This window comes from Cupriavidus sp. 22TCCZM01-5 (assembly GCF_057798915.1).
In genome coordinates this window covers 1-1,044 of record NZ_JBYOJR010000087.1, presented here as the reverse complement: position 1 = coordinate 1,044, position 1,044 = coordinate 1, and the positions used below count along the sequence as shown (strand labels likewise).

Genomic DNA, 1,044 nt, shown 5'->3' with positions numbered 1-1,044 from the left:
GTCGAAGCCATCCTGGTCGACCTGCCCACCATCCGGGCCCATCAACTGGCCATGGCCACCATGCAGCAGCAGACGCTGGTGATCGTGCGGCTGCGCTGCAGCGACGGCATCGAGGGCATCGGCGAGGCCACCACCATCGGCGGCCTGTCGTATGGCGACGAGAGCCCGGAAGGCATCAAGCTGACCATCGATACTTACCTGGCGCCGGCGCTGGCCGGTGAAGACGCCACCAATGTCCATGCCGCGATGGCGCGCCTGAACAAGGTTGCGCGCGGCAACCGCTTTGCGAAGTCCGCGCTGGAGACCGCGCTGCTCGACGCGCAGGGCAAGCGGCTGGGCGTGCCGCTTGCGACGCTGCTGGGCGGCGCGGTGCGCACCACGCTGCCGGTGCTGTGGACGCTGGCCAGCGGCGATACCGCGAAGGACATCGACGAAGCCGAGCGCCTGCTGGCCGAGCGCCGCCACAACACGTTCAAGCTCAAGATCGGCCGGCGCAGCGTGCGCGACGACGTGGCGCACGTATCGGCGATCAAGCGCGCGCTCGGCGACCGCGCGCGCGTGACCGTGGACATCAACCAGGCCTGGAACGAGGCCGATGCCGCCGGAGGCATCGCCATGCTCGAAGCCGCGGGCATCGACCTGATCGAGCAGCCCACGCCGCGCGAGCAGCGCACGGCGCTGGCGCGGCTGGCGGCGCGCTTCGTGGTGCCGGTCATGGCGGACGAGGCGGTGTGCGGTCCCGAGGATGCGATGGAACTGGCGCGTATCGGCGGTGCCGACGTGTTCGCGCTGAAGATTGCCAAGTCGGGCGGCATCTTCGGCATGCTGCGCACGGCCGCCGTGGGCGATGCCGCGGGCATTGCGCTGTATGGCGGAACGATGCTGGAGGGCAGCGTGGGGACCATTGCTGCCGCACATGGCTTCTGCACGCTGCCGCAGCTGGCGTGGGGCACGGAGTTGTTCGGGCCGCTGCTGCTAAAGGATGACATCGTGGTCGAGCGGCCCACCTATCGCGACTTCAGCCTGCACCTGCCTGAAGGCCCG

Annotated in this window: 1 protein-coding gene; it reads left to right on the top strand. The window is 69.5% G+C overall.

All coding sequences use genetic code 11. The features are described 5' to 3' along the window. Positions 1–1,044 (top strand): muconate/chloromuconate family cycloisomerase (locus AC3FNH_RS32530; RefSeq protein WP_488723006.1); only part of this gene is annotated, 1,044 nt, incomplete at both ends.